Source organism: Streptomyces actuosus (genome assembly GCF_016921115.1).
GTDB lineage: Bacteria > Actinomycetota > Actinomycetes > Streptomycetales > Streptomycetaceae > Streptomyces > Streptomyces actuosus_A.
The window spans coordinates 21728-30439 of record NZ_JAFFZS010000057.1 but is presented as its reverse complement, the minus strand read 5'-3'; the positions used below and the strand labels follow the sequence as shown (position 1 = coordinate 30439).

At 72.9% G+C, this 8712-nt stretch carries 6 protein-coding genes; 3 read left to right on the top strand and 3 right to left on the bottom strand.

Translation table 11 applies throughout. The features are described 5' to 3' along the window. The first annotated feature begins 840 nt into the window (after positions 1-840). Positions 841-1710 (top strand): F510_1955 family glycosylhydrolase, encoded by an 870-nt coding sequence (locus tag JS756_RS34305; protein WP_205387188.1) that lies wholly within the window; start codon positions 841-843, stop codon positions 1708-1710. Between the two features lie 85 nt (positions 1711-1795). Here JS756_RS34305 and JS756_RS34300 read toward each other — a convergent pair whose 3' ends face one another. From JS756_RS34300 to JS756_RS34290, 3 genes are all read right to left on the bottom strand, one after another. Further along, positions 1796-4336, bottom strand: coding sequence for a plasma-membrane proton-efflux P-type ATPase (locus JS756_RS34300; protein WP_205387187.1), 2541 nt, complete (start codon positions 4334-4336; stop codon positions 1796-1798). Between the two features lie 51 nt (positions 4337-4387). Then, a complete protein-coding gene (locus JS756_RS34295; protein WP_205387186.1) occupies positions 4388-4747 on the bottom strand; it encodes a carboxymuconolactone decarboxylase family protein in 360 nt (119 codons plus the stop codon). A 373-nt stretch (positions 4748-5120) separates the two neighbouring features. Continuing rightward, entirely contained in the window at positions 5121-5837 is a 717-nt protein-coding gene (locus JS756_RS34290; protein WP_205387185.1) for a TetR/AcrR family transcriptional regulator C-terminal domain-containing protein, read from the bottom strand. 99 nt (positions 5838-5936) lie between these two features. Between JS756_RS34290 and JS756_RS34285 the strand changes: the two genes are divergently transcribed. Both JS756_RS34285 and JS756_RS34280 read left to right on the top strand, forming a co-directional pair. Then, the gene (locus tag JS756_RS34285) at positions 5937-7622 is read left to right on the top strand and encodes a CocE/NonD family hydrolase (RefSeq protein ID WP_438817367.1); all 1686 of its coding nucleotides are present in this window, start codon (positions 5937-5939) and stop codon (positions 7620-7622) included. A 573-nt stretch (positions 7623-8195) separates the two neighbouring features. Continuing rightward, on the top strand, positions 8196-8645 hold the full coding sequence (locus tag JS756_RS34280) for a hypothetical protein (RefSeq protein ID WP_307791409.1): 450 nt from the start codon (positions 8196-8198) through the stop codon (positions 8643-8645). Positions 8646-8712: the final 67 nt, after the last annotated feature.

The window sequence follows — 8712 nt, the reverse complement described above, 5'->3', positions numbered from 1 at the left end:
CGGGCGTGCCTTCCCGACCCGCGCGGCAACGCGGGCCTACTCGATACCAGTCAATCGATCACTCGGGAAGGTACGCCCTCCGCGTGTGCCCTCCCGAGCCGATCCACAGGTAATGAGCATTGCTCGCCTGGTAGAGCTGCTGCCCGCTGTTCTCTGCCCTCCGCCCCCACCCCCGGCCGACGGTTTCTGCTCTCCAGACGTGTACGCCGCCCTTCCGGCCGGGACCGGGCCGGAGTCTGGTAGGTTCACGGCGACCGTCGCCCGGGGGACTGAGGGGTGGTGACCGAAGTGGCCGGCCCGGCCTCTGCCGTGCGCTCCCTCGCCCCCCGCCTCTCCTGCGCGCCGCGGGCGCGACGAGCCTCGGCGGTCCTGCTCGCGACTGTTCTGTCGGTCCTGGCCGCGGTGACGCTGCTGTGCGCGTCGCCCCTGGCTGCCGAGCGCTTCTCCGGCATGACGTCGGGCCAGGGGCCTGTACCGGTTGCGACCGAGCACGCCCCGCAGCGCGCCCTCACCATGACGGCGCCGACGAGTCATGCCTGCGAGCAGTGTGCGAGCGGGACCGGGCAGCGGTGTGCCTCTGCGCAGGACGGGGCGGTGCGGGGCAGAGCGCCCGATTCCCGGCCGTGCGCCACGGCCGAGCCGGGGAACGTCGCGCTGCCGGACACCGCGACGCCGTCCCCCCTCACCGTGGCCCGCGGCCGTCCGGCACCTCGGGGGCCAGATCTTCACCTTCTGCAACTGCTGCAGGTGTAGCACCCGCAGCGGAACCGTGAGCACGTCGACGAGCTCCGGTCCCGGCATGCCCGTGCCCACCGTCCACAGCAGCAGAAGGATCCAGCCATGCCCCGCCGCCGCCCGGCCGCCACCGTCTCCGTCCTGCTCGCCGCCACACTGGCCGCCTGCACCGGCGGCTCCGGAACACCCGCTTCCACGGAGCCGCCCGCCTCCACGACCGCCGTCGGTCACATCCACGGTCTCGGCGTCGATCCCGCCGACGGCCGCCTGTACGTCGCCACCCACGAGGGTGTCGTCCAGGTCCTCGACGACGGCACCGCCCGGCGCGTCGGCGACGCCGCCGACTACATGGGTTTCACCGTGGCCGGCTCCCGCACGTTCCTCGGCAGCGGCCATCCCGCCGAGGGCGGCGAGGACCACGCCGACCGCGGCCTGCTGAAGAGCACCGACGCGGGCGGGACCTGGAAGACGCTCTCTCTCGGCGGTGAGGCCGACTTCCACGCCCTGGAGTACGCGCACGGCACCGTCTACGGCTACGACAGCACCCGTGGTCTGCTCCGGGTCAGCGGGGACGGCCTGGAGTGGGACGACCGCGCGGAACTGGCCGCCCTGGACATCGCCGTCAGCCCCGCGGACCCCGACCTCGTCCTGGCCACCACCGAGCGCGGCGTCGCCCGCAGCACGGACGGCGGCCGGACCTTCGCGAACGGCACGGGACCGGTCCTGGCCTTCGTCTCCTGGGCCGTTCAGGACGCCCTCTACGGGGTCGACCTCGACGGCGGTCTGCACCTGAGCACCGATGCCGGCCGCACCTGGACGCAGGCGGGCACCGTTCCGGGCGGGCGGCCCCAGGCCCTCACCGCCGTCGACGCCGAGCACGTCCTGGCCGCCACCCAGGACGGGGTCCACGAATCGCGCGACGGCGGCGCGACCTTCACCGAGCGCCTTCCGGTCGTCTCGGCTCCTGGCCACTGATCAAGCGGATACGGAGGTTCGACGCCTTCACACGGGCTGGGGCCCGAGGGATGGTCGTCCGCCGGGCCTCGTCCGGGTGGGCGGGCTACGGCGGGCCGGGGACCGCTCGGGCCGGCGCGGTCTGAGGGTGCCGGTCGAGCCAGCGGTGGGCGGCCAGCTTGACCCGGTCCTCGACGAGGAACCACAGCAGGGCGTATCCCCACACGGCGGCGGCCCAGCCCCAGCCCAGCGGCGTCATCAGCACGCCGGTGACGGCGATGAGGGTGGCCAGGAGCTGGGTGCCGAGCACGGCGCCCAGCATGACCGGAGCGGGGGCGGGGCGGGTCCAGAACGGGTGGCGGGTGCGGGTGACGAAGACCGTGAGGTGCCCGGAGACGGACAGTTTGAGGTAGATCAGGGTACGGACGAGGTCGCGGTCCAGGCCCAGCACCTGGTCGGCGAGGGCGAACAGGAGGAAGGTCTCGGCCACGCCCATCAGGCCGATCGCGGCGGCGACGACCATCACGGTGCGCATGTCCCACGAGGCCGGTTTGTCGGCGCCGCGTACGTGGTCGTAGGCGATGGACAGGATCGCCCCGTCGTTGAGCAGCGCGAGGAAGACGATCATGACGGGGGTGACCGGGAAGAAGTCGAAAGCCACGATGGCCAGGCTGATCAGCAGCAGCACCCGGATGGTCTCGGCGATGCGGTAGGTGGCGTAGGAGACCATGCGGGCGAAGATCTCGCGGGCCTGCCGGATCGCGTCGACGATGACCGACAGTCCGGGCGCGAGCAGGACGACGTCGGCGGCGGCGCGTGCGGCGTCGGTGGCTCCGGAGACCGCGATGCCGGCGTCGGCCTGCTTGAGGGCGGGGGCGTCGTTGACGCCGTCGCCGGTCATGCCCACGATGTGGCCGCGTTCCTGGAGCAGTTTCACGATCGTGTACTTGTGCTCGGGGAAGACCTGCGCGAAGCCGTCGGCGGCCTCCACCCGCGCCGCCGGGGACTGCCCGTCCGGCCCCGGTCGGGCGGGCTGCTCCCCGTCGCCGGCCTGCGGGGCGGTGGCGGGGGGTTCGGTGCCGAGGGGTTCCGCGGTGAGCGTGTCGGCGGCCAGGATGTGCTCTCCCAGGCCGATGCGGCGGGCGACCTCCCGGCCGATCGCGGTCTGGTCGCCGGTGACCATCTTCACCTCCAGCCCGAGTTCGCGGGCGGCGGCCACGGTTGCGGCGGAGTCCTCGCGGGGCGGATCGGCGAGCGGCAGCACGCCCAGCAGCCGCCAGCGGCCGGAGGTGTCCGTGCGGGCGACGCCGAGGGCACGGTAGCCGCGGGTCGCGAAGTCCTCCACCGCCGTCTCCACCCGCTCCGCGGTGGGATCGCCCGCGCACAGGCCGGCGATCACCTGCGGGGCGCCCTTGCTGACCCGGAAGCGGCCCTGCGCCGGCGTGGTCACGGTGGCCTCGGTGCGCTTGGAGACGGGGTCGAACGGCGTGAAGGCCACCACCTCCCCGCCGGGGCCCGCCTCCTGCGGTGCCGCGGCGAGGACGGCGAGGTCGATCGGGTCGCGGTCCTCCTCGCGGGAGGCGAGTGCCGCCGCCGCGAGCAGATCGGCCGCATCGGCGCCAGGTGCGGTCCACGGGGTGGCCACCGCGAGCCTGTTCTGCGTCAGGGTGCCGGTCTTGTCGGAGCAGAGCACGTCGATGCCGCCCAGTTCCTCCACGGCGGGCAGGTGGGAGACCACCGCCTGGCGGCGGGCGAGCTGACGGGCGCCGACCGCCATCGTCACCGACAGCACCGCCGGCAGCGCCACCGGGACGGAGGCGATCAGCACCACCAGCGCGAACTCCAGCACGGTCAGCACCCGGCTGCCGCGCGCCACCGACACCACCACCGTCAGGGTCACCAGCACCAGCGCGGCGACGATCAGGTACTGGCCGATCCGGACCACCGCGCGCTGGAAGTGGCTGACCGTGCCCGCCTCCTGGACCAGGCTCGTGGTCCGGCCGAAGAAGCTGTCCGCGCCGGTGGCGTACACCAGCGCGTCGGCCTCGCCGCGGACCACCACGGCACCCGAGTACAGCACCTCCCCCGTGCCCCGGCCGACCGGCAGCGACTCGCCGGTCAGCGCCGACTGGTCCACGTCGAGGCTGCCCGTGCCGAGCAGCCGGGCGTCGGCCGGGATGACGTCGCCCAGCCGCAGGCGGATCACGTCGCCGGGCACCAACGCCCGCACCGGAACCGTCTGCCAGACGTCGTCGCGCCGTACTCGTGCGGTCGTCGCCAGGCGCTGCTTGAGCGCGGCGATGGCGTTCGCGGCCTGGTGCTCCTCGGCGAACGCGACTCCGCCGTTCATCGCCAGCAGCACCCCGATGATCGCCGCGTCGGTCCAGTGCCGCACCAGCAGCGACAGCACCAGCGCGACCTCGATCATCCAGGCGATCGGCCCCCAGAAGTAGCCCAGGAACTCCAGCAGCGGGTTGCGGCGCTCCTCGGCGATCTCGTTCGGGCCGTTCCGCTCGAGGCGCACACGTGCCTGCTCGGCGGTCAGCCCCCGTTCGGAGGCGTCCAGTGCGGCCAGCACGGCCGGCAGCGGTTCGTCGGCCGGCACCACCTGGTGGGTCCGCGGCTGCCGGTCCTGGTCGTCGGGCATGCGTTCCTCCGGGGAAGGGGTGCGTGCGGGGCCGTCGCGCCTGCCGGGGATCTACCGGTCCGCCTGCTCCGCCTTGTCGTGGAACTCGCGGAACGCGGCGAAGGCGCGCGGGCCGTAGACGGTGCCCGGGCCGCCGTTCATCAGGACCGCCACCCCGATCGCCTCGGCGGCCTCCTGCTCGTCGGCACCCCGGCGGACGGCGCCCTGCGCGTGGGCCGCGATGCAGCCGTCGCACTCCTTGCTCACCGCGATGGCGAGCGCGATCAGCTCCTTGGTCTTCGCGTCCAGCGCCCCGGCGGCCAGCGCACCTTCGTGCAACTGCTTGTACCCCTCGTACACCTGGGGAATGGCGCGCCTCAGCTCACGGGCCGGGCCCCGCAGCTCGTCCCGCACCTGTGCACCGTATGCCATGATTCGCCCTCTTTTCGTGACGGGGATGTCCCGGCCCGCGGGCCGGGCAGGAGGAGAGCCGGGAACGGCCCGGGCGGATCACGGAGCGCACGCGGCGCGGTGCGCGGGGTCTCCCGCGGCGCCGCACCGGCCGTGGGCCGTGCCGCGTCCGCACCCCTGCCCACCGTCGCCGTCGCACGTCCGTGCCTGCCCTTTCCTCCCCACCAGCCTCCTGCCCGCCCAGGGCCCGCGGACAGGGCCGGAGGGGCCCCACTCCCCCGGGCCGTCCGGTCACGGCCCGGCGCCGCCCTCGTAGCGGCCGTGGCCCCGGACCAGCCGACGGCCTGCTCCTCGGAGATGCCGCGGGCGGGACGCCAGTCACAGCTGTGTGGCGTCAGTCGGTGTCGAGACCGTCGATCAAGCGGTTGAGGAACCGGGTGAAGGTGGCGTCGGGAGTGAGGGGGCGTCCGGGGGCGGAGAGGGCTTCGGCGAGTTCCGGGTGGCAGCCGTCGGCGGCGACAGCGGCCAGGTAGCGACCCTCGGCCGCTGCCCGGTCCGGTGATCGTGAGACCGCGCCCTGCGCGATCTCATGGGCGACGTGCCCGGCCACGAATGCGGTGATCTGGGCGAAGACCTCCAGCTTCGCCGCACCGTCCAGCCCGGTGGGCCGCAGGACGGCGAGCACGTGTTCCAGGAAGGCCAGCGTGTTGGGGCCCGGAACGCGACGGGTGGACAAGGCCACGGGCAGCCAAGGGTGGCGAAGCATGTGGGCGCGCTGCAGTCGGGCCACGGCCCTCAGGTCGGCACGCCAGTCGCCGCTGGGTGGGTCCGTGACCGTGAGTTCGCCGCAGACGTGGTCGACCATCAGCTCCAGCAGCGTCTCCTTGTCAGGGGCGTAGCTGTAGAGCGACATGACGCCCGCCCCGACGTCGGCGGCCACCCGCCGCATGGTGACCGCTTCGAGTCCTTCCGCGTCCGCCAGAGCGACGGCTGCGGCGGTGATCGCCTCCCGACTGAAGGAGGGCCTGCGACCCCTGCGGGGCTCGGCGGGGCGCAGCCAGAGCTGTTCGGGATCGACGCTCTCGGCACCGGACCTTCCGTCACGGGACACGGCCTCGCACTCCTTTCCCTGGCTGTCGAGGTGACCGGTGTGAAGGCTATCCAAGTTCCTCTATTCTCGTACGCAGTACGAGAATAGAGGAGGGGAACGATGCCGTCACGCACGCCCGACGCCGCAGCCGGACCGGCCTGGGTGCCACCCGCCGGAAAGCCACCACTGTCCTCCCGGATGATGAGGGCGACCTGGCGAGGTCTGCCGGCGAAACAACACGAGGTCGGATGGGAGCCGGGGCTGGTGGTGCCGGCCGCCGACGGCAACCCGTTGATCACTGACCACTACTTCCCGCGCGCCCAGGGCGACTTCCCCACCCTCCTGGTCCGCTCTCCCTATGGCCGGGGCCTGCCGTGGTCACCCCAGTACGGCCTGCTCTTCGCCGAACAGGGCTTCCACGTGGTCCTGCAGAGCTGCCGCGGCACCGGCGGTTCGGGCGGCGCGTTCGACCTGTGGCGCAACGAGGCCGCCGACGGCCGGGCCACGGTGTCCTGGCTGCGCGAGCAACCCTGGTTCAACGGAACACTCGGGACCGTCGGCCCCAGCTACCTGGGCTACGTGCAATGGGCCCTCGCTTCGGACCCACCGCCGGAACTGAAGGCAATGGTGGTGCAGGTAGGGCTGCACGATCCCTATGCCCTGTTCCACGCGGACGGCACACTGCGCCTGGAGAACGCCCTCGCGGTCGGGGTGGGCATGACGTACCAGCACCAGGGCACGGCCCCGTTCCTCAGGGCGACGCTGCGCCTGCAGCGCCGTCTGCGCGACGTCACCACCGCGCAGCCCCTGCGCGGGGCGTACGCGTCAGCCTTCGGCAGCGAACTGCCGTGGTTGGACGATGTGATGACACACCCGGACGCGGAGGACGCCTACTGGCGCGGCGCGTCGTCGGCGGAGTCGGCGCAGCGGCTCCGCGTGCCCACGGCTCTGATCACCGGATGGCACGACGCACTGGCCGACCAGACCTTCGAGCAGTACGAAAGGCTGCGCCGGGCCGGATGTGAGACCGCCCTGCTCGTCGGTCCCTGGACCCACACCTCGGCCCTGCAGCAAGGATGGCCGGAGGTGTTCGGTGAAAGCCTCGCGTGGCTGCGTGCCCACCTGTACGCCGATCCCTCCGGCCTGCGTCCCACCGCGGTGCGTGTGCACATCGGGGGCGAGAACACCTGGCGGGACCTCGATGACTGGCCGCCGGCCGCGGCTGCCACCTCGTGGTACCCCGTCCCCGGCGGGTATCTCACCCGACAGGCCCCCGCAGACTCCGTACCCGTGACCGCGTTCCGCTACGACCCGGCCGACCCCACCCCCTCCCTCGGCGGTCCACTGCTCTCCCGCACCGCCGGTCCCCGGAACAACGCCATCCTGGAGGCCCGAGACGACGTCCTGACATTCACCGGCCCACCACTGACCGAGCCCGTGGACATCCTGGGTCCCGTCTCCGCACGGCTGAGCATCTCCACGGACACCGGACACGCCGATGTCTTCACCCGCCTGTGCGAGGTGGACGCACAAGGCCGCTCCGTCAACATCTGTGACGGGTTCGTCCGACTTCGGACGGCCGAGCAGGAGCCCTCGCAGGTCACCGTGCCGATGAGCTCCACCGCGCACCGCTTCCCCACAGGCCACCGCATACGCTGGCAGATCAGCGGAGGCGCCCACCCGCGCTACGCGCGCAATCCCGGCACCGGTGAGTCGCCGGTGGACGCCGCCACCTTCACACCGGTGCGCATCACGCTCCACACGAACTCGGCACTGGTACTCCCCAGCAGCTCCGAGCTCGCCTAGTGCCGCGGCAGGCAACGTTCCCCCGTCAAGGAGCGGCGTCCGGTGCGTGCTCCCGGTGTGCCGGCCGGAAGCCCTCGTACCTGGATGCACTCGGGCTTTCGTCCGGTGCAGCGAGAGTGCGTGCCGGGCGTCGCGACGGGGCGAACGTTGCCTGGTGCGGCACTGGTTCGTCAGCCTTCCGGGGAACGGTCGGCTCTTCGGGGAAGGGTCGACGAGCCGGGCCGTCCGGCCCGGCTCACTCCGCCGGTCCTCATCGCCGTCCAGGCCAACCGGGTCAGGGTCGCGCAGCTGCGTCGGGGCGAGCCAGATCGCCGGCCCATGACGGCCGGCCTCAGCGTCTCGCCGCCGTGCTGGTCGTCGCGTCGCCCACCGGACCACCTCACAGCCTGGACCGCAATCCGGGTGGTCCGGTCGTGGAAGCACCGATCAGAGCTCCGGCACCGTCGGCACCAGGGCGGTCGGCGCGCTGCCGGGTCCGCCCGGCCAATGAGCGGTTCTCCCGCCGCGGCCGGGCCGGCGGCCGGGATTCCGTAGGCGATTCTTCGGCCGCGTCCCACCGATTAGGGTGGCCCGGTGGTGCTGGAGCTGCGGGAACGGTGGGACGGGCAGCCGCTGTGGGCGCGCGGGGTGCTCGCGGTGTACGTGATCGGCTTCGTCGAGGGAGCCTGCGTCCATCTCCTCGACCTGGCCCGCGACGGCGTCCACGCCTACGCGGCGTTTCCGCAGGTGCCCCTGCGGGTGTTCTTCGTCGGTCTGGCGGTTCTGGATCCGCTGGTCGCCGTGCGGGTGGGGCTCGTGCGGAGGGACGGAGTCCGTCTCGCGGGGGCCGTGACGGTGGCCGACGTCCTGGCGAACTGGTGGGGCAACCGGCACTGGTTGCAGGACGATCCGGCGCGGCTCGTACCGCTGGCGCCCCTCACCCTCTTCGGTCTGTTCGTGGTCGCGTCCCTGGTCCCCCTGTGTCGCACGGTCGCCGGGCCCGCGAACGAGCCCCGAACCGTGCCGTCGGCCGCCGGACCGTGAAGTCGCCGCGCGGCCCCGCACCCTGATCGGCGGCAGGGGCGAGGGACGCCGACGGTGAACGCCTTCC

Excerpts from the sequence above, each read along its gene's own strand:
- JS756_RS34305 (WP_205387188.1), top strand. The coding sequence starts at position 841 with ATGCCCCGCCGCCGCCCGGCCGCCACCGTCTCCGTCCTGCTCGCCGCC.
- JS756_RS34285 (WP_438817367.1), top strand. The coding sequence starts at position 5,937 with ATGCCGTCACGCACGCCCGACGCCGCAGCCGGACCGGCCTGGGTGCCA.
- JS756_RS34300 (WP_205387187.1), bottom strand. The coding sequence starts at position 4,336 with ATGCCCGACGACCAGGACCGGCAGCCGCGGACCCACCAGGTGGTGCCG.
- JS756_RS34295 (WP_205387186.1), bottom strand. The coding sequence starts at position 4,747 with ATGGCATACGGTGCACAGGTGCGGGACGAGCTGCGGGGCCCGGCCCGT.